Genomic DNA, 20,621 nt, shown 5'->3' on the forward strand with positions numbered 1-20,621 from the left:
GATTGATCTGATCACCAAACGTCATGAATGTTCCTATCTTTTTTATCTTATTGATATCGCAATATTATTTGTGGGGATACCTCAGACTCTGACCCCAATTTTATACGTGGGAGTTATCTTCTAGTACGTTTTGGCGCATGGATTCACATGGGCTTTGACAAACCGGTCTCCCAACCACTTTAGCTGGAACACCCACCACAGTAACGTGAGCTGGAACACTATTAAGTACAACGCTACCTGCGCCTACTTTTGAGCCTTCACCTATCTCAATATTTCCAAGGATCTTGGCGCCAGCGCCGATTAACACGCCTTGGCGAATTTTAGGGTGACGGTCGCCCGACTCGTTACCGGTACCACCTAATGTAACGCTCTGCAAAATAGATACGTTGTCTTCAACTACTGCAGTTTCGCCCACTACAATGCCAGTTGCGTGGTCAAACATGACGCCTTTACCAATACGCGCAGCAGGGTGGATATCTACACCAAAGCTTGCCGAGTTGCGGCTTTGTAAGAATAAAGCAAGCTGATGACGCCCATGAACCCAAAGGTAATGCGCCATGCGATGTACTTGCACAGCATGAAAACCTTTAAAGTGAAGTAAGGGAGTGAGGTAATCGTTGACCGCCGCATCCCGCGCCTTAATCGCTAGAATGTCAGCAATAGCCGCTTCGCTGATGCCAGGCTCAAGTAAGTAAGCTTCATCGAAAACTTCACGAATGGCGAGCGCAGGCATGACGTCGTCTGCCATTTTGTTCGACAGAATAAAGCTTAGCGACGATTCAAAGTTGTGATGTGCAAGAACACTGGCATGCACATAGCTAGACAGCAAAGGCTCTTTTTCAGCAACAACTTGCGCTTCTTGTTTCAGCGTAGACCAAAAATCGATGGGCGTAGTAAGTGCGGTCATGAGCAAGTCCCGTTTTATAAAAATGCTGTGTTCTATCAGAAAATTGGGTAAGCAATCTAAACTTGTTCCTTGCTGTGCATATCTATGCTGACAAAAGGGAACGCGTAAAAGTTTACCTGAGTTTGATGTGATGCAATACCGATGTGATACCGACCAAGCGCATAATTCGATCAATTTATCGAATTAATTCGTTATAGCTAATAACCGTATCGTACATGTATACATCGTTAAAGCACTCTGCTCTCTCGCTGCGTCTAACTGAGTGCTTCCATTAATTTAATAGAATGTTCAGAGCGCTCGTATCTTTCATTAACTAATACTTAAAATCATAATTGCACACGAACGTATAATGCCGTTGAAGTTTATCTTCACTGGGAAAAACTGGACTGTATAAATCAACAGGCAGGTGGCATAATAGCGCGCTGCTGAATGTATAACACTATCAACTAACAGGTACCACACTATGGATGTATCTCGACTGCTAGACGAGCTAAACGACAAACAGCGTGAAGCAGTAGCAGCCCCACTATCTAACGCCCTAGTTTTGGCTGGCGCGGGCAGTGGTAAAACCCGCGTATTAGTGCATCGCATTGCGTGGTTAATGGAAGTCGAAAACATCGCCCCTTTTTCTATTTTGGCAGTAACCTTTACCAATAAAGCAGCCAAAGAAATGCGCGGCCGAATAGAGTCGTTGATGGGTCGCAGCCTGCACAATATGTGGATTGGTACCTTCCACGGGCTTGCGCATCGCTTACTACGTGCGCACCATGCAGAAGCCAACTTGCCTGAGAATTTTCAGATAATTGATTCGGACGATCAATATCGACTTATTCGCCGCATTCTGAAGGCCATGAACCTGGACGAAAAGCATTGGGCGCCTCGTCAAATTCAGTGGTACATAAATGGCAACAAAGACGAAGGCTTGCGCCCTCAGCACATTGAAACCCACGGCGATCATATTCAAAAGACCATGCGCGAAGTCTATGCGGCATATCAAGACGCTTGTGACCGTTCAGGCTTGGTAGATTTTGCTGAACTGTTGCTACGCGCACATGAATTATGGGCTAAAAACCCAGAAGTATTAGCCCACTATCAACGTCGTTTCCGTGCAGTGTTGGTAGACGAATTCCAAGATACCAACAATATCCAATATGCATGGCTTCGTATGCTGTGTAGTGGTGGTAATAATAACATTATGATTGTTGGCGACGACGATCAGTCTATTTACGGCTGGCGCGGCGCAAACGTAGATAATATTCAGCACTTCCTGAAAGACTTCAACGAGCCTACTACTATTCGCCTTGAGCAGAATTACCGCTCTACAGGAAACATTCTTAAAGCGGCGAACACGGTTATCGACAACAATACGGGCCGTTTAGGGAAAGAGCTTTGGACGGAAGACGCGCAAGGCGAGCTGATTTCTGTATATGCGGGTTTCAACGAGCTAGATGAAGCGCGCTTTATTGTTTCGAAAATCAAAGATTGGCTTAATCAAGGCAACGCCCTTACAGATACCGCCATTCTTTATCGAAACAACGCCCAGTCTCGAGTACTGGAAGAAGCCTTGCTACACGAAGGGCTGGCGTATCGCATATACGGCGGTCTGCGCTTCTTCGAACGCCAAGAAATTAAAGACGCCCTTGGCTATATGCGTATGGTGAGCCACCCGCACGACGATGCAGCTTTCGAGCGTGTAGTAAACACCCCAAGTCGCGGTATTGGTGAGAAAACCTTATCGCAAGTGCGCGACACCGCACGAATGCACAACTGTTCAATGTGGCAGGCGTGTCAGTTGCTCATTAATGAAGGTGGCTTTAAAGGCCGCGCGCTAAACGCTATGCAAAGCTTCGTGTTGCTAATTACTGAGCTAGAGCAATCCACGTTAGATGAGCCCCTTGACCAACAAGCCGATAAAGCTATTCGCCAGTCTGGTCTGTACGCCATGTACCAAGCAGAGCGCGGAGAAAAGGCCCAAGCACGACTAGAAAACTTGGAAGAATTGGTTACTGCATGTAAAACCTTTATCGTGCCTGAAGAAGCCGAAGAAATGTCTCCTCTAGCAGCCTTTCTAGCCCATGCGTCGCTGGAAGCGGGTGAAACCCAGGCGGATAAAGACCAGGATGCCGTGCAGATGATGACCATACACACCGCCAAAGGCCTTGAATTTCCGCTGGTATTCTTAGCAGGTGTAGAGGAAGGTATGTTCCCTAGCCAAATGACTAACGACGAGCCAGGTCGAATGGAAGAGGAACGCAGACTTTGCTATGTTGGTATGACCAGAGCAATGCAAAAGTTGTATATTACTTACGCAGAAAGTCGTCGACTCTATGGCCAAGATAAGTATCATACTGCTTCTCGATTTATTCGCGAAATGCCAGCAGACTGCGTTGAAGAGGTTAGGCTGAAATCGACTATTTCGCGGCCCGTGCACAACCGCTTTAGCCAAGCGACGTCGCACGCCAGTTTTGAAGAAACGGGCTTTAGTTTAGGTGAGCGAGTTGTACACCGTAAATTTGGCGAAGGGATCGTACTTAACTACGAAGGGAGTGGTGAGCACGGTCGAGTTCAAGTAAACTTCGACGAATTTGGCAGCAAATGGCTGGTACTTGCTTACGCAAAGCTGGAGAAAGCGTAACATTATTAATAGGCAAGGTAGCCTAAACCTAAGTTGAAATGTATGCAGCAACACGTGCTGATCATCGAAAATGGTGAAGGCAACCTTGAACTTATAGCGAAATTAGTACGCCGGGCAGGCCTTACCCCCGTTGGCGCAACGTCGCTGACAGAAGGCAAAGCACGGTTTTCGCAAAATATGCCGGAAACCTTTCTGTGTGCTATTGTGGCATACTCTCTTCCCGATGCACCAAAAGGCGAAGCCATCGACTGTACGGTTGAGTCTTTCATTCCCACCATTGCTACAACAGAAAGTTTAGATAGCGCTATTCGCGATAAAGTCCTAGAACGTGACGTTGTCGATTACATTCCCAAAGAAAATTCGCAGAACTACGACTACCTCAATCGTCTTATTAGCCGATTAGAAAAAAACAAGTCTACCGGCGTCGTCGTGGTAAGCACTAATCGGGTGTTGCGCTCAAAAACCGTTTCATTACTTCAGCGCCACAATTTTATTGCGTTTGAATGCCTAACGGCTACAGACGCTATGCAATGCTTGTCTGAACACAAAAACGTACGTCTTGTTATCACTGACAACACGTTACCTGATATGACAGGCACGCACTTTGTCGCCAGTTTAAGAAAAGCCTTTTCGAAAGAGCAGCTGGCAATTATGGGCGTTGCTGGAGGCAAAGGCATGTTAATGTCTGCGCACTTTATTAAGAGTGGTGCAAATGACTTCTTGCGAGTGCCCTACTGTCATGAAGAGTTCTTGTGTCGCGTGATGCAGAACGTGGAATATATTGAGAGCGTTGAAGAAATTCGCCGTGTGGCCAACACCGACTATTTAACAGGTTTGCCTAACAGGCGCCACTTCTTCTACATGGTTACTGTGCAACACCAAAACCTGTCTGAGGATCACGCTCTCGCCCTTATTGACCTAGACTTTTTCAAATCGATAAACGATACCCATGGCCATGACGCCGGTGACATTGTGCTAAAAGCCATGGCGGCCCTTATTGAGTTTTATTTTCCGGACGAAATTATCTCCCGCTTTGGTGGCGAAGAGTTTTGTATATACATGCCGTCAACACCACTAAAAGAAGCCTGTGAGCGTTTAGACGACTTCAGAAAAGTGGTGGAAGCGGAAATTATTCAGCTGCCTAAAAGCGACATTAAAGTGACCTGCAGTATTGGGGTAAGTGGCGCCCACACGCAGCGCGTAGATAAGCTACTAAGCCTTGCCGACAAGCAGCTTTACGCCGCCAAAAATAGTGGGCGTAACCAAGTGAAGTGCGAACCACCAGATGTTCCTCAGCAAGAGCAAGCTTCACTGCTTTAGCTTTTCACTCAATCAACCGGCGCTAAGCTGTCCGACGTTTAAATAAAGACTTGTGCGCAAAAGCCCCTACTCCACCGCTAGCTTTCGCGCTTTACGCTGACTGCGGTAATTAACTAGCGAGTCGGCACTAAACAAGATAAGCGCAAACCACACAAAGCCGAAGGTTACCAAGCGCGACTCTTCAAGTGGTTCGCCGTACAGGTAAACCGCCAGTATGAACATAAGCGTTGGGCCAATGTACTGAAAAAAGCCCAGCGTTGAATACATAATGCGCCTTGCTGCAGCGGTAAAACAAAGTAGTGGCGCGGTAGTTACAATGCCAGCCGCTAAAATAAGGGTATTTAGTGTGGCGTCGTTATTAAATAAGTTACTGTACTCAGAGCCAAAGAAGACCCAGTAAATAATAGCGAATGGCGAGAGCATTAAAGTTTCAATGAACAGGCCGGGTAGCGAGTCTACAGCCACTTGCTTGCGCAATAAGCCATACACGCTAAAACTTCCCGCAAGCACCAGAGCAATCCACGGCACGTGGCCGTAAGAGAAAATAAGAATAGCCACGCCAATAACGGCAAGCCCAACGGCTACACGCTGTAAGTTACGCAACCTTTCACCTAAGAAAAGTCGACCTAGAAATACGTTGATAAGAGGGTTGATGTAATAGCCAAGGCTTGCATCAAGAATATGGTCGTTATTAATTGCCCAAATAAACAAGAGCCAGTTCGCTCCGAGTAACAAGCCTGCAACGAATAAAATCTGCATAACGCGCTTATTGCGAAGGGCGGCGCCCACTTTGGGCCACTGCTTTAGCGCGGCAATAAGCCCAACCAACAGCACTACAGACCAAATTACCCTGTGCATTAGGATTTCAGCAGCCGGCAATACCATCAACTGTTTGAAATAAACAGGTGCAACACCCCACATGCTGTAAGCGGCAATTGCACAAATAACGCCGATTTGAGCGGCACTGGTTTGCTTAGACAAGACTGACTCCAACGAAACTCGGGGGAAGAAGGCGCGTATTGTTTATCAGGTTAGGTGAATACACAACCCTTAACGCTTTCCAATGCGGCAAAGCACGTGTAACAAGCGGCATAATTAATGAAACGAAATTAACAAAAAATGAAAAAGCCCCGCTAAATGTGCTCATTCAGTGGGGCCTAAGATGCGTTCGTCATGAAAAAACAAGACAAGGTTTATCGCAGGAATGGTGCTACAGCAGAAACAGTGTGCCCAAACCTAAGAATGCTACAAAGCCTACTATGTCAGTTACGGTAGTCAAAATGACCGACCCCGACAGTGCAGGGTCTATTTTCAGCTTGTCCAATATTACAGGCACAAACACGCCTGCAAGTGCGGCGGCTACAATGTTGAACAGTATGGCCAAACAGATAACCAACCCTAACATGGCATCGGTAAACCAGAAATAAGCAACAACGCCAATTACCAAGGCCCAAATCACGCCATTAACGCCGCCTACTTTAAGCTCTTTCACCATCAGCGCTCGTAAGTTGGCAGGCGTGACCTGCCCCAACGCCAAGCCGCGTACAATCAGGGTTAGCGTTTGACTACCTGCAATGCCTCCCATACTTGCCACAACCGGCATCAGTACCGCAAGGGCAACCACTTGTTGAAGGGTGCCTTCGAACAATCCAATAAACCACGAGGCTAAAAATGCGGTAAGCAAGTTAATGCCAAGCCAAAGGGCACGATTTTTTGCACTTTTCGCCACAGGCGAGAATAAATCTTCGTCCTCATCCATACCGGCCGAAGCCATCACTTGGCGTTCGTAAAACTCGTTAACCAACTCACTTGCCGAGGTCACATCTAACCGGCCGAGAAGCTTGTTGTTTTCGTCAACTACCGGCAGCGACGCAAGCCCAGAACGTTGAACAAGTAGCGACGCATTCATAGTGTCGTCAGCCCCTTGAATGGTCGTCACACTTTCTTCTGACAAGTCGAATAGCGACACGTGATCTTGCGCATTGAAGAGGTGGCTAATTTTAACCAGCGCGGAAAATTGACCTGAGCGGTTCACCAAAAAAATGCTGTCACAATGCTGAGGTATGTCACGTCTTAATAAGCGTAGCCCTTCGCGTACTTTCGCGTTCGAAGGTAACACTAACTGCTCGTGGTTAACCCAGTGCCCTATTTGGTTATCGGGGAATTGTGTCGCTTCTCTGAAGTACTTACGCTCTTTAGAATCAAGTGATTCATAGGCCATATCGACAAGCCGTTTTGGCAATGAATCGAGTAGTTCCAGTAAATCTTCTGCGTCAATATCAGCAAAAATAGACGCCCATTCGTCGTGCGGCGTATTGTCGATAAGAATTTCACGGGGGTCGCTACGCATCTCAACCAATACGTCGAGCTTACGGTCGCGAGGAATGCCTTCCCATACGGCCAAACGTTTTTCTACGGGCAACGATTCTAACAGTGATGCGATGTATACCTCGTCTTGCCCCGCAAGGGCGGCTAACAAGGTCGCCGGATCGTCACCCATACTTTCGGTAACAATCTCTTCAATTAAATCTGGTAATGGCTCTGCCATGCTACACCTCCCGTTAATACCGCTCACTTCCTTTGCACAGCTTGAAAACAGGCGTGATGGGGTGGTGCAAACCAATTGGCGTGGCTGCTACCCCAGCATGTATGTACCTGTTCCAAAGGCTATATGGTCGCCTTTTTCGTTGTGCAATTCCATTCTGCAAACCACTAATTTACTGCCCTTGCGTATAATCATCGCTGTTGCAATAAATCGCTCACCTCTTCCCGGCCTTAAGTAGTCAACGCGCATATCGACCGTGCCCATGGTGGGCAATCTAACTTGAAGGTCCGCAAGGTGTTCACGTGCGGTTTGTTTGATGGTTTCTACAATTGAAACTAAACCACCGATGGTGTCTAGCATAGTCGCTGTTACACCGCCGTGTAGGATTTTTTGCATTGGATTGCCGGTCAGCGCTGGTTGCCAATCAAGGTGCAGGGAGATCTGTGTATCCAGCCCCTCTCCTTCAGTAACAAATTCCAAGCCCAGCAACTGGTTAAACGACATAGTATCACGAAAAAGCGCAATTACATGTTTAATCATTAGTTCATGGTTTAGTGTTTCGCTGCCCTTAGCTTCGTCTTTATTAGTCGTTTTGTTATCCACTCGCTTTCCTTGATGAATTGATATTTGTAATGTGCTTATAAGCAACATTACTACCGAACGTAAGTTTGACGGAAATTCATCCAACCAATGATGTTGAATCAAAATAAATTATAAGAGCTGCTGCCCCTCTGATCAGGACTATCGCTGAATTTTAGTCTAGTTTTTTAAATTGCCCCGTGAAGACGTCGCCAAAAACGCGTAAAATCCAGCGCCATGACAACTGCAATAGCTCCATCAGAATTAGCGCCAGAAACGCAACGTGTAAAAACACCAGAAACCGTCTTAAAAGATGTATTTGGTTACGATGCTTTTCGCGACGGTCAAGGCGAAGTCATTCACCAAGTATGTGAAGGTAAAGACGCACTTGTTTTGCTTCCAACAGGTGGTGGCAAGTCGCTGTGCTATCAAATTCCTGCGTTAGTGCGCCAAGGCACCGCTATTGTTGTGTCACCGCTTATATCGCTTATGCAGGACCAAGTAGAACAGCTTAAAGCGCTGGGCGTAAAAGCTGCCTATCTCAATTCAACGCTAGAAGCAGACGAACAAGCACGCATAAATGACGCACTTCAAGCAGGAAAGCTCGACTTGCTCTACGTGTCGCCTGAGCGTTTAATGCAGTACTATTTTCAGCAGTCGCTTGCGCACGCCGACATTGCCTTATTTGCCATTGATGAAGCGCACTGCGTTTCCCATTGGGGGCACGATTTCAGGCAGGATTATCGCGCTCTGGGGCAAATAAAATCCCGCTTCCCCTCTATTCCTGTTATTGGACTCACAGCGACTGCAGATTCGGCCACCCAAGCAGACATACTGACGCAGCTAAACCTTAACGGCCCGCTGGTTTATAAAGGCAGCTTCGACAGACCTAATATTCGCTACCGCGTAATGAGCAAATACAAAGCCTTTGATCAAGTTGTTGCTTACGTAAAACAGCAAGAAGGTAGCGGCATTATTTACTGCAACAGCCGCGCGAAAGTCGACGACCTGCACGCCAAATTATTCAAACAAGGCTTTCGCTGCGCTGCATATCACGCAGGTATGGATAACGACGAGCGAGAGCTAGTACAGCGCCAGTTCCTTAACGACAAAATTGATATTGTAGTGGCCACCGTCGCCTTTGGCATGGGTATCAACAAATCGAACGTGCGTTATGTGGTTCACCACGATGTTCCGCGCAGTGTAGAAAGCTATTACCAGGAAACCGGCCGAGCGGGACGAGATGGGCTGGAGTCTGAAGCCCTATTGCTGTTTGATGAAAAAGACGCGGCCCGCGTAAAACAGTGGATAGAGCAAGGTGAAATAGCCGAGCGCAACCAAATAGAGCTTCAAAAATTCGCAGCGATGGAAGCTTTTTCAGAAGCACAAACCTGCCGTAGACAAGTGCTATTGAACTACTTCTCGCAGTTCAGCGACAGCGCCTGTGGCAACTGCGATATTTGCTTAGACCCACCTAAGATGATCGACGGTTTAGTGATTGCGCAAAAAGTACTGTCGTGTGTACTTCGGCTCTCACAGCAAGCTTCTAGCCAGTACGTCATTGATGTCTTGCGAGGCAAGCAGCTTAGGCGCCTTCAGGAAGCAGGTCACCACCAGCTTTCCACGTACGGCATAGGTAAAGATAAATCGGATAGCTACTGGCACAACATTATCAACCAGCTTGTTCATAAAGGCCTTATACGCGTTGATATTACCGCCCATGCCGCATTGCGCTTAACCGAGGCCGCTCGGCCTGTGTTAAAAGGTGAAGTAGCGGTTCAGCTTGCCGTTCCACGACTTGAATTTAAGCCCGACAAGAAAAAAGCAAAACAAGCGCCTGCTAACTACGACCGAACGTTGTTCACCCGTCTTAAGCACTTACGCAAAGTGTTGGCCGAAGAAAATGAAGTGCCGCCGTATGTGGTATTTAGTGACGCCACCTTAGTGGATATGGCGTGTAAACTCCCCACTACGCGCAACACCTTGCTTGATGTAAGCGGCGTAGGCCAAACCAAACTCGAACGCTATGGTGAGGCTTTTATCCAGCTTATTGATGATTACATAAATCGAGAGCACTGAGGGCTTGCAGGCCAACTAGATTCTGTTTTCCAGCTGGCCGCAGGGTTTGCACAAAGTAAAAGTGCACGCAGTAGAGATAAACACACTAGGCGTAAGCGTATTCCCCCCCTTTCTCAAGCGCAGCTTTGTAGGCTTCTCTGGCATGAACTCGTTTTACGTAACCTTGAATGGCAGTAAAGTCCTTCGCACGCCCGCTGGCTACCAACGACTCTAACGGAAATATCATTTGAACATCAGCGCCGCTGGGGGCGTCACCCGCAAACCAAGTATTTTTCGCTAAGTAAGATTCCACATAGCGTAAGCTCTGCGCTAAATTAGGGCCATAATAGGCATTTAAAATACCGTCTATCAGTTTGTTAGTAATTGGCTTAATAAAGAAAGGCTTCGAACCTTTTTGACGCGCTTTCTCCAGCACTAAGTTTGCCACTAGTGGCGGCATTAGCGAACCTTCAGCGAAATGCAGCCAAAACCAATACTGTTGAAGTGCCTCTGGGTCTTGAGGTACAGAAAATGCGTCTGTAGCGTGATGGCGAACAAGGTATTCCACAATAGCACCAGACTCGGCAATAGCACCGTGCGGCGTAGTAAGCACCGGAGAGCGTCCCAGCGGATGAACAGCGCGCAATGAATCCGGCGCTAGGTTTGTTTTACTGTCTCGTTGATAGAATTCTATTTTGTACTCTACGCCTAGCTCTTCAAGAAGCCACAAAATTCGCTGCGAGCGAGAGTTATTTAAATGGTGAAGTGTTAGCATACCCCGTCCTTAATACACTTAGATTAACGCTATTGTTTTTGTGTTGTACTATATACACTTTATAAAGCAAGCAGGTTTACAATAACCAGCGAATTGATAAGTTCTATGCAAAATCTCACCAAAGAAGACATTCAACAGCACGCCGTGGTTAACGAACAAAGCGTAGAAATCCGCGTTGCATTACCTTTAACGCCTCTTAAAACTCAGCAGTGGGCAGAGCAGTTTTGTGAACTTTTTCACTTTTCACTATCCGACGCAGATTGGGGAGCCGATCGCTTTCAGGCGCTTGTTACCACCCAATCCAGCAATACAGATTTTCAATGCATACTTTGCATTGAGTGGCTTTGCGAGGCGATTTGGCTGGAACCGGTAGGCACTCAACAATCACCGAATGCGATCTACCAGTATCTTCAAAACACATAAGTATCACCACACCTTTTTCTTTCTGTTTGGCTTTTAGGACAGACTAGTATTATTCTATAGAAAACACATAATTAGCGCTTCAAGGATCATGCTAGTGCCAATCTCCCAGCTCACAAAGTACGTTGCAGCTTTGCTCATTAGTTGGGTGGTTCTGAGCATAAACGCCTTTGCCAGCCCGCGGCTTGTTATCGATGAGTCTTTCGAAAGGGAAATCATCAACCATTATGCACGGGTATCAATTGCACCTAATAGCGCAACCTATTTTGATGTATTGACGGGAAGCTCCACAAAAACACCAACAGCAACAGCAACGGCTTCTTCAACAGAACGTGTGTGGTATTCAACAGAGCTTGTTCACTCTGGCTATAGTGCCATTCCCTTAGTACTTAATATCGACCGTCTAAACGTTGATGATTTGCAGATTTATCTTCTAGACAGCAGCCAGCGAATTATAAAATCGTACCGTTATCAAGCCGGTAAAGGTGACTATTCGTTAAGACAACCGCTTCCAAATATCAGGCTTGCTTTCACCCTTCAACCATACCAAGACGCTCGGTTACTAATCGCAGTGAAAGACGAAGGGCTAAAGTACTTTCCAATGTCACTATGGGAGCGAGACCTGCTTGCTCAACACGACACTAATATGCTGACTTTACTTGGTGCTGTGTCGGGTGTGATGGCACTCATTGCTTCCTATTTTCTTTTTTCCTACTTATGTCAGCGCATTCCTACCCGCTTCTGGCTAACCATGTCGTCATTGGTGCTTATTGCGTTGCTGTTCATTACAGAGGGTGGCCTCGCGTTTTGGCCTAGCCTGACTAACGCCAGCGAGCATTTTTACGCCGTATGCTTCGGCGTATTACTACTGTGTATTGGAAAAGTGACTCATCACCTGTTCTCTCGTGTGCCATTCGTTTTAAGACTGCTAAATTATGCTCTACCTCTTGCTGCTACCATTTACTGTTTTACCGTAAATGCTTATATGGTCACAATCACGCTGCTTATACTCACAGCGGCGATGGGTTTGTATCACGTTACCCTCGCTCTTATCTTTAAAGACAAAGACAGTAGTGTTGTCAGCACCACTTATATTCTGGCCTGGCTATCTTTCTTTGCGTTTTACGCTTTGGTGACCCAAAACCTTTTCAGCGACCTTATTTATACTGTCGATGTCGCGATGGGTATGCTGTTTTTCTTAACCTTGGGTTTCCTGTGTTTTGGATTTGCGGTCATCACAAAAGAGCAGGTACTCAATCAACATAAGCTCTCCTCACAAGCTGAAACGATTTCTAGCTTAAATCACTTTTATGACTTGTTCCGAAACTCCGCTGAAGGACACTACACATCAACCTGGGACGGAAAGCTAATTTCAGTTAACCCTGCGATGTGCAAGGTGTTTGGGTATGAGAATGAGGAAGAAATGCTTAGCGAGGGGGCAAGCACAAAAGCCTTTTACGCATCACCAGAAGACAGACATGTATTGTTAGGTGAGATATCACAGCAAGGCCATGTCACCAGAAAAGAGATACGGGGAAAACGTCGGGACGGCACAGAGTTCTGGTTTTCATTGTCTTGCCAGATCCGCGAGAACGATGAAGGAACTTACCTGTACGGCTCAATTATTGATATCACGGAAAAAAAGCAATCCGATTTAAGCCTTCAGTATTTGGCTACTCACGACTCACTAACCGGTGTATACAACAGACGGCAATTTGAATCTGTTTTCAAGGAAAAAGTACATAACCACAGCGCGTTACCTGTGTGCATACTCTTTTTAGATTTAGACCGATTTAAAGTCGTTAACGACACCTGCGGTCACAAAGCGGGAGATGTACTCATAAAAGACGTCGCTCGCCTGATTGAAAATACGCTGCTACCCAACGCGCAGCTAGCAAGACTCGGGGGTGATGAGTTTGGCGTTATCTATTCAGATTTAGATGCTGATGCGGTATATCTCAATGCAGTGAAAATACTCAATGCAGTACAGGCCTATCGGTTCATGTGGGATAACCGAATATTCAATCTGGGCGTGAGTATTGGCATGGTTGTGTGCGATGATAGTAACGTTAGCTCAGGGCAGTATTTAAGTATGGCTGACGCCGCCTGTTATTTTGCCAAAGAGCAAGGCAGAAATCAGGTGCATAAATATAATAAAGATGACGAGAACATGCAGCGCTATCAGCGTGAGTTGGACTGGGTCTCTTCTATAAACAACGCCTTGGAAGAAGGGCGCTTTGAACTCTATTACCAGTCATTAAGGCCTTTGAGCAAAGCCAGCGATGGTCACTATTATGAAGTGCTATTGCGCCTAAGGGAAAAAGACGGGAAAATTGTTGAGCCCGCTAATTTTTTACCCACGGCCGAGCGCTTTGAAATGAATGTAAATGTCGACAAATGGGTAGTCACAAATACGTTCAAATGGCTGTCTGAAAACCCTGAACATCTCGCTGAGTTAAGGCGATGCAGTATAAACCTTAACTGCCATTCATTAGCAGACAGAGATTTTACGCTATTCATTTTAAACGCTTTCGAAACCTTTAATATTCCTTACAACAAGATCTGTTTCGAGGTGATCGAGTCGGTAGCGATAATAAAAATGGAGGACACCCTTGCCTTTATGCGTACCTTTAATCGCCTTGGGTGCTCGTTTGCTCTTGACGACTTCGGTAGCGGCTTCTCTTCGTACAGTTACCTCAAAAGCTTGCCGGTTAATCAGGTAAAGATTGACGGTATGTTTATCAAGGATATGCTGAACGACAGTGTAGATACGGCTATGGTTGCGTCAATCAATGATGTAGCGAAAGCCATGGGTATGCAAACCGTCGGGGAATTCGTTGAAAATGAAGGCACCATGGCACAACTTGGCAAAATGGGCGTTGATTTTGCCCAAGGCTATAGCGTTGCAAAGCCTGCCCCGCTGCGAGAGTTTACGCCACTTTAATAACGGCACTTAATATACGTCTTACGAAAAAAGTGATAGCACTAGCGTCAACTCGCGTATAATAAAATGGTAGACTTGCAAAAAAAGAAGTCATCCCCACTTATTGCCTACTGTCCAAAGTGTAGAAGTAACATGAGTAGCAAACAGCCTAAATACGAATATGTCAGTACCGCAAAATTACCCACTCGCATGGGTGATTTTAAAATACACGGCTTTGTTGAAGCCAGCGGCCAAGAACACGTTGCCCTTTCTTATGGAGAGTGGAAAGAAGACGACGTTGTGCCAATTCGTATCCATTCAGAATGCTTAACAGGCGATTCTTTATTTAGCACTCGCTGTGACTGTGGCTTTCAATTAGAAAAAGCCATGCAAAATATCGTCGATAATGGCCACGGTGTGCTTTTATACCTTCGCCAAGAAGGTCGCGGTATTGGTCTTTTAAATAAAATTCGCGCCTACAACCTTCAAGATAGCGGCATGGACACGGTAGAAGCTAACGAACATCTTGGATTTGACGCCGATTTAAGAAGTTACGATATCTGCAAGCTGATGCTAGATACGCTGAGTGTGAAGCATGTTGAGCTTATGACAAACAACCCGAAAAAGTTGGCAGCACTAAAAGCACTTGGTATAGACGTGGTTGCACGTAAGCCTATTGACCACGGTATCACCAAAGACAACAAGCATTACTTAAAGACGAAAACAGAAAAGCTTGGGCACGCTTTCGACCCCCACGTTTTCAAATAGACGAGTTCCTTAAAGACGCCCACACCAATGTGGGCGTTTTCTATTCAGCTTGGGTTAATCATAGACTGGTTATAACGTATACAGACTTACCATTTAGCGCGCGAAAAGCCGTTGCTCATGCGCTAAGGAGAATGTATGAAAAACATAACCTTATCTGTGATTGTCGCATTGTCTAGTGTTTCAGCGCTACCTGCCATCGCTCAGTCGAACGCCAACCTTGCACATGTTTCTGCGTCAACGCAGCAATATTCTGACGCTGAATTAGACAGTGTACTTGCGCCCATTGCGCTTTATCCTGATACCCTGCTTACTCACATACTGATTGCGGCTACCTACCCGCTTGATGTAGTTGCAGCCGACCGCTGGCGCCAAAGCAACAAACATTTAACCCCGGAACAGGTGGAAAATGTGCTGGCGAGTGTTAACTGGGATCCCAGCGTAAAAGCACTTGCTCCGTTTACCGACTTACTCAGCACCATGGCGAATGATCTTCAGTGGTTACAGCAACTTGGTGATAACGTATTAATTGATCAAAGCCGTGTGCTAGACCGCGTGCAGGTGCTTCGACAACACGCCTTCAACACTGGCAATCTGGTGACCAATGACTACATTGAAGTTGAACGGGAACGTGAGCCTACTCGCGAGATAATTTACATTGAGCCCCGTCAGCGGGAAGTGGTGTATGTGCCTTATTACGACCCTCATGTTGTGTACGGTCACTGGTGGCACACAACTTCACCAGTTCGCTGGCGTCATCACGTAAGCTATCATCATCATAGCAATGTCTATTGGTCTCCAAGCATCCATCTTTCTACGTTCTTTTTCTTTGGTAGCGTGCACTGGCATAACCGCCATGTGGTTATTCACCGCGAGCCTGTGCGCCGGTATTATCACGGTAGCCCAAGAAAACGCGTAATAAGCCGAGACTATCGTCGCTGGGAACACAACACGGTGCATCGTCGTGCGCGTTACTCTACTCGAGTAGTTCACAATGCGCCTTCGCGATATGAACATGCGGGTGTGTCGCGGGCAAAGCACTTGTCTAATAAACACGCTAGCACGGTAAACACATCGAAACGCCACAATGACAAAAATACCGTAAGACCCATTGCGCGTACCGAAAATACCAAGACGGTAAGACGCACTATTGAGCCAAAACAGGTAACGCCACTTAGAGAAAGTCGTTTTCAGAACAAGCAAGACTCGGTAAGCCGCAAACAATCCATTGAGTACGCGCTAAAACGCAATCAAGCGGCGAGCAGAAGTGAGAAGCCGACTAGAGACCGGACGCTAAGCCAGTTAAAGCGGGACAAACCCGCTCGGATATCAACGCCGTCAGAGTCGAAGCGATATGCTAATAGAGAAAACACGCTAAAACGCCCAGCTAAACAAAACATAAATCGAGAGCGAATTGAAAGAACGAGTCCGCAAAACAAGCCGGTGGCTCGAGAGAGCAGTAAGCCAAGACGAATTGAGCGGGCGAGGACTTCTTCAGTAAGCCGTGCTCAAGTTAAGAATTCTGAATCAAGCAGAAACGGGACGATAAAGCAGGGACGAACTGAGAAGACGCTGCGTTAGCACTAAATTAGAGCGTTAGTTTCCTATCAGTAAGCCAGCAAACCTATAATTTGCTGGCTTCACTTTTCATTTATTCAACGCTTAGGCCCTATTCAAATGAAAGCTTATCAATGCGTCGACAAAGCGCAGGGGAGACTGTTCATCTAAATTGAAGTAAAGAGAGGGCTCAATAAGTTCAAGTTCCATTATCGCCCAGCCACTGTCCTGCCTGACTAAATCAACCCGTGCATAAAGTGCTTCGCAAGGCATTGCTGATAGTGCCTTCTGGGCAATATCTAGTTGTTCTTCATCTACGGTAACGGGATGTAAGCTCCCCCCGTGTTCTTCTTGTACGCGAAAATCGCCTTTCTGCGGCACCTTTTTAATGGCATGGCTGTACTTCCCGCCAAAATAGAAAAGCGAGTACTCCCCTTCTTCAACCACGCTATTTAAGAAAGGTTGAATCATGAAATCACGTTGATTAAACGTATCAGAAAGCGCCTGTTGCTGTTCATGCCAATTTGAGACCGAGAGCTTAAACGTATCATCAGCATTAGCGCTAAGCGTAGGTTTAACCACCACAGTGTCGCAATTGAAATGGGAAAAGGCCTCATCAATAACACTGTTATTAAATGCATTACTCCACCGTGTACTTACAATAGGCACGCCCTTGTCCTGTAGGTCTTTTAAGTAGTGCTTTTCAATATTCCACTGCATAAGAGGCAATGGATTGAGCAAGGTTGCGCTCGACGCATCAATTTGAGTCAAACAAGCCAGAAAGGCCTCTGGATGCTGCTGATAATCCCATGTACTGCGCACAATCACGTAATCAAACCTATCCCAGTTTTCTGACTGACTATGCCAAGATATGGTTTCTACAGACCAACCGTTATTATTGAAAAACGGGATCAAAAGCTCGTCGTACACAAAGAAGTCTTCAAGGTGGTCAGTAGAAAGAAAGGCGATGGCAGGCATGATTGTGTCCTTTAGCTTATTTAGGCATTCGAAGATTAAACTTTTTTAATAATGGTAACTTCTATACAAAAGTTAAATGGCGTAAAAACCGTGGCTTACGTAAACTGTGGCGAAGTTAGCACAGCCCTCATTTTTAACCTACACTTAATCCCAAATACTTGTCGGAGATTGGCATGCAGTACCCTTGGCTCCTAGAAGGTCACAAGATTTTTCGCGTTGTAATTGTTATCCAACTGCTAATTGCGATTGGCATCGGTTTTTATACTGGCGAGATTCTTCCTGCATTTGTTCTTGGTATTCCAATTGCTGTCGTACCACTTGTACTTAGTTTGCAAAATCCCTATTCAGCGATAAGTCGCCATGCGATGGCTATCGGTGTTCAACTGCTAACAGCCCTCCACATCCACCAGTCATTCGGGTTAATTGAAGTCCACTTTGAAATCTTTGTTCTTCTGGCATTTCTTTCCTACTTTAGAGACTGGAAAGTGGTTGCAACCGGCACCGCAGTCGTTGCTGTCCATCATATTTCGTTCTTCTTTTTACAAGCGGGCGGCGCGCCGTTATTTATTTTTGAAGAAGGTCACGTAACCTTTCCTATCTTGCTGATGCACGCCGTATTCGCGCTTTCTGAGGGCGGTGTTTTGATGTACATGGCTAAACAAAGTCATCAAGAAGGTGCCGGTGCGGCTGAACTGCGCTTAGCTATTGAGACCATGCAAAAGGGTGACGGTAGACTCGATTTATCTATTGAGCTTAACCGAGGCCACAAGATTGTTAGACCTTTCGCAGAGCTCATCGACCAAGTAAAAGCATTAATTGAGCTTGCTTCAAATTTAACAGACGAAGTTGTTAGAGGCTGTGACAAGATGGAGCTGGCGGCAAACAACATGTTTGAAATCAGCAGAAACACTGACCAAGAGATTGCCATGGTATCGGCATCGTCAGAAGAAATCGCACAAACGATGCAGCTATCTACCGAACAAACAACCCTTGCCAGCGACAAAGCCTCTGCGGCACAAAGTTCTTCGCAGACTACGCGCGACTCTATTTCCAACACAAGCCGCACCATAGATTCGCTGCGCAACACATTAAATGCGGCAGCGCAGACAAACTCGGCGCTTAACGAGCAGTGCGCGCATATTTCTGACGCAATGCGCTCCATCACCGCCGTTGCCGAGCAAACCAACTTACTTGCGTTGAACGCAGCAATCGAGTCAGCCCGCGCAGGGGAACACGGCAGAGGTTTTGCCGTTGTTGCCGATGAAGTACGCACTTTGGCTATTCGCTCAAAAGAAAGTGCAGACCAAATCACAAGTATTACTGAGCAGCTAGTTGCCCAAACCGCCAGTTCAGTCGAACAAATGCAAACCTGCATTCAGCTGGTTGATGAAGCCGTTGTATCGAGCGATAACGCCACTTCAGCCATGACCCAGATCATGCAGCAAATTCGCGAAGCGAGCGAAAGCATGACCGAAATAGCGACATCAGCGGTGGAGCAAGAAACCGCATCGTCTTCTATAGCGCAAAGTACGGCGCGATTAAGCGAATTCACTTCTGAGGAACTGGCTACCGCTGAATCGCTGGCAGGCGAAGTTGAGGTGTTATCACAAATCTCTCAACGCATGCGCAGTGCTATCGAGCGATTTAAGCTTTAGCCAAAAGCACTAGAAGCACGCTGTTGGCATTTGGGTTATGCATAAAAAAACAAGCTGGATACTTTTGCTGTTATGGGCGGTGAGTTTACTCGCCGCCTTATTGGTTTACGGTCAGCGCCAGCTTTCTTCCTTCGACCCAAATGGTGATTTACTTCACCGCACAACAGCGCCTAATTTTGACGCTTCACTTGTCGAACTACTAAACGAACAAAATATTGCCCCTGGTTCTGTTATTCATGTGGGAACGCAGTCTCGTTGCTACTGTGAAACGTTAACTACACCTCACCAAACTCAGCTATTAACAAAGCTAGGAAATGACTTTCATCAAGTCAGAGTGAATATAGAAGACGTACCAGAACTCGCCGCTATGCTTGATGCAGTGCCCGCGCTTATAGTTTTAGACATGCAAAATCAGCTTCGCTATTTAGGTCCATACGCAACGGGCTACGGATGCTTTACCGGAAAGAACCTTGTCGAACAGGTTGTAAGCTATACCACACAACTCCCCTACAACGGTGCGGTAATTAATACTGATGCAACTGGATGCTTCTGTTAAACCCTTGGCATGGATTATGTAACTTATCTTTGTATATCGTGATATCACTATAAACATGGCAGAAGGCGCGCATATTTTGCGCACTAGGTGCCGTTTCGTGAAAGGTTTACAAGGAGTCCACAATGTCAAAGCGCGCCGTTCTTTATCGCATGGTTACCCCTGATCACATTTGTCCCTTCGGACTTAAGTCGAAAGATTTGCTAGAAAGGAAGGGCTACGATGTTGAAGACCATCACTTGTCCAACCGAAGTGAAACTGACGCTTTTAAAGAGAAGCACAATGTGAAAACCACGCCGCAAACGTTTATCGATGATAAGCGAATTGGTGGCTATGATGACTTACGAGATTATTTCAATTTGAAGCAAGAAAGTGAGTTCGGTTCGCGCTACACACCTATCATTGTGATTTTTTCTTTAGCCGCCCTTGTAGTATTTGCGCTCATGCTAAAAGGTGGACTCCCGACAGGTCTTGAACCTTTCATAATGAATTTCATTGGCGTCACCATGGTGATCCTCGCATTACAAAAACTACAGGACATTGTAGCGTTCTCAAATCAATTCATTACCTATGACTTACTTGCAATGAAGCACGTAAGGTACGCATATGTGTACCCTTTCGCAGAAGCGTTCGCTGGGCTTGGTATGCTAGCGGGGCTTCCTGCACTATTAGTTTCACCTGTTTCTATTTTTATCGGTGCAATAGGTGCAGTTTCAGTTATTAAAGCGGTATATATCGATAAACGTGAACTTAAGTGCGCCTGTGTGGGCGGTAATTCAGACCTTCCTCTTGGGTTTATCTCGCTTACCGAAAACCTTGCCATGTTAGGTGCTGGCCTTTACATGCTTACACGATGGATAGCCTAAGTTAAATGAAGGCTGATGCACCGGTGTTGAGCTGGTATCTATTACCGTGTTTACCCGTTGAATTAACAACACGATAATTCACTTG

16 protein-coding genes are annotated in these 20,621 nt (G+C 46.3%); 10 read left to right on the top strand and 6 right to left on the bottom strand.

The genetic code is table 11. From position 1 onward, the window contains the following. Nucleotides 1-100 precede the first annotated feature (100 nt). Nucleotides 101-907: a serine O-acetyltransferase gene (gene cysE, locus MHN09_RS04645; protein ID WP_014947845.1), complete on the bottom strand. Its 807-nt coding sequence runs from the start codon at nt 905-907 to the stop codon at nt 101-103. A gap of 463 nt (nt 908-1,370) precedes the next feature. On the opposite strand from cysE, the gene uvrD reads away from it, so the two are divergent. Further along, complete coding sequence (uvrD, locus tag MHN09_RS04650; protein ID WP_014977964.1) at nt 1,371-3,542, top strand: DNA helicase II; 2,172 nt, start codon at nt 1,371-1,373, stop codon at nt 3,540-3,542. A gap of 42 nt (nt 3,543-3,584) precedes the next feature. Further along, nucleotides 3,585-4,862 (top strand): diguanylate cyclase, encoded by a 1,278-nt coding sequence (locus MHN09_RS04655; RefSeq protein WP_239239371.1) that lies wholly within the window; start codon nt 3,585-3,587, stop codon nt 4,860-4,862. Nucleotides 4,863-4,928: 66 nt separating this feature from the next. Here the strand turns inward: MHN09_RS04655 and rarD are convergent, their stop codons facing one another. The 3 genes from rarD to MHN09_RS04670 all read right to left on the bottom strand — a co-directional run bounded on the left by rarD (nt 4,929) and on the right by MHN09_RS04670 (nt 8,010). Next, complete coding sequence (gene rarD, locus MHN09_RS04660; protein WP_239239372.1) at nt 4,929-5,843, bottom strand: EamA family transporter RarD; 915 nt, start codon at nt 5,841-5,843, stop codon at nt 4,929-4,931. A 229-nt stretch (nt 5,844-6,072) separates the two neighbouring features. Next, nucleotides 6,073-7,410, bottom strand: a complete 1,338-nt coding sequence (locus tag MHN09_RS04665; protein ID WP_168462706.1) for a magnesium transporter — start codon at nt 7,408-7,410, stop codon at nt 6,073-6,075. A gap of 87 nt (nt 7,411-7,497) precedes the next feature. Beyond that, nucleotides 7,498-8,010, bottom strand: coding sequence for a thioesterase family protein (locus MHN09_RS04670; protein ID WP_239239374.1), 513 nt, complete (start codon nt 8,008-8,010; stop codon nt 7,498-7,500). A gap of 213 nt (nt 8,011-8,223) precedes the next feature. Here MHN09_RS04670 and recQ point away from each other — a divergent pair, with 213 nt between their 5' ends. Then, nucleotides 8,224-10,065: a DNA helicase RecQ gene (gene recQ / locus MHN09_RS04675; RefSeq protein ID WP_239239376.1), complete on the top strand. Its 1,842-nt coding sequence runs from the start codon at nt 8,224-8,226 to the stop codon at nt 10,063-10,065. Nucleotides 10,066-10,150: 85 nt separating this feature from the next. Here the strand turns inward: recQ and MHN09_RS04680 are convergent, their stop codons facing one another. Next, nucleotides 10,151-10,819, bottom strand: a complete 669-nt coding sequence (locus tag MHN09_RS04680) for a glutathione S-transferase (RefSeq protein WP_039226895.1) — start codon at nt 10,817-10,819, stop codon at nt 10,151-10,153. Nucleotides 10,820-10,924: 105 nt separating this feature from the next. Between MHN09_RS04680 and MHN09_RS04685 the strand changes: the two genes are divergently transcribed. The 4 genes from MHN09_RS04685 (at nt 10,925) to MHN09_RS04700 (ending at nt 16,508) form a co-directional block, all read left to right on the top strand. Beyond that, a complete protein-coding gene (locus MHN09_RS04685) occupies nt 10,925-11,242 on the top strand; it encodes a hypothetical protein (protein ID WP_061093944.1) in 318 nt (105 codons plus the stop codon). A gap of 88 nt (nt 11,243-11,330) precedes the next feature. Continuing rightward, the gene (locus tag MHN09_RS04690) at nt 11,331-14,183 is read left to right on the top strand and encodes an EAL domain-containing protein (RefSeq protein ID WP_239239377.1); all 2,853 of its coding nucleotides are present in this window, start codon (nt 11,331-11,333) and stop codon (nt 14,181-14,183) included. Between the two features lie 132 nt (nt 14,184-14,315). Further along, complete coding sequence (gene ribA, locus MHN09_RS04695) at nt 14,316-14,930, top strand: GTP cyclohydrolase II (RefSeq protein WP_049587102.1); 615 nt, start codon at nt 14,316-14,318, stop codon at nt 14,928-14,930. Between the two features lie 135 nt (nt 14,931-15,065). Beyond that, nucleotides 15,066-16,508 carry a DUF3300 domain-containing protein gene (locus tag MHN09_RS04700; protein WP_239239379.1) on the top strand — a complete coding sequence of 481 codons (1,443 nt, stop codon included), beginning with the start codon at nt 15,066-15,068 and terminating at the stop codon, nt 16,506-16,508. Nucleotides 16,509-16,589: 81 nt separating this feature from the next. Here MHN09_RS04700 and MHN09_RS04705 read toward each other — a convergent pair whose 3' ends face one another. Continuing rightward, a complete protein-coding gene (locus tag MHN09_RS04705; RefSeq protein WP_239239381.1) occupies nt 16,590-17,462 on the bottom strand; it encodes a hypothetical protein in 873 nt (290 codons plus the stop codon). A 173-nt stretch (nt 17,463-17,635) separates the two neighbouring features. Here MHN09_RS04705 and MHN09_RS04710 point away from each other — a divergent pair, with 173 nt between their 5' ends. From MHN09_RS04710 to MHN09_RS04720, 3 genes are all read left to right on the top strand, one after another. After that, complete coding sequence (locus MHN09_RS04710) at nt 17,636-19,117, top strand: methyl-accepting chemotaxis protein (RefSeq protein WP_014975337.1); 1,482 nt, start codon at nt 17,636-17,638, stop codon at nt 19,115-19,117. A 37-nt stretch (nt 19,118-19,154) separates the two neighbouring features. After that, nucleotides 19,155-19,673 carry a DUF6436 domain-containing protein gene (locus tag MHN09_RS04715; protein WP_239239383.1) on the top strand — a complete coding sequence of 173 codons (519 nt, stop codon included), beginning with the start codon at nt 19,155-19,157 and terminating at the stop codon, nt 19,671-19,673. 122 nt (nt 19,674-19,795) lie between these two features. Continuing rightward, a complete protein-coding gene (locus tag MHN09_RS04720) occupies nt 19,796-20,536 on the top strand; it encodes a glutaredoxin (protein ID WP_014975335.1) in 741 nt (246 codons plus the stop codon). Nucleotides 20,537-20,621: the final 85 nt, after the last annotated feature.

The sequence above is a fragment of the Alteromonas sp. MmMcT2-5 genome, from assembly GCF_022348315.1.
Classification (GTDB): Bacteria; Pseudomonadota; Gammaproteobacteria; order Enterobacterales; family Alteromonadaceae; genus Alteromonas; species Alteromonas macleodii.